The sequence below is a fragment of the Pseudomonas sp. S44 genome (genome assembly GCF_016624805.1).
Classification (GTDB): domain Bacteria; phylum Pseudomonadota; class Gammaproteobacteria; order Pseudomonadales; family Pseudomonadaceae; genus Aquipseudomonas; species Aquipseudomonas machongensis.
Window position 1 is genome coordinate 1 of the sequence record NZ_JACVTY010000088.1, and the last position, 214, is coordinate 214.

The following is a 214-nucleotide window of genomic DNA, read 5'->3' on the forward strand; positions in this document are numbered from 1 at the left end:
CTCGGCTACGAACCGAGCGGTCGGAGGTTCGAATCCTCCTGAGTCCGCCACTTTCTGAAGTGGCTTTGCTTGTCGAGAAATCTTCAAGAAGAGAAGCTTCGAAACCAGTGGTAATCTGGTCTAAAACTACCACCACGGACTCATAGCTCAGCTGGATAGAGTACTCGGCTACGAACCGAGCGGTCGGAGGTTCGAATCCTCCTGAGTCCGCCAC

Annotated in this window: 1 tRNA gene; it reads left to right on the top strand. The window is 53.7% G+C overall.

Annotated features, from left to right (window positions below):
* Positions 1–136 precede the first annotated feature (136 nt).
* Positions 137–213, top strand: a tRNA-Arg gene (locus tag IAE40_RS25640).
* The last annotated feature ends 1 nt before the right edge of the window (position 214 follow it).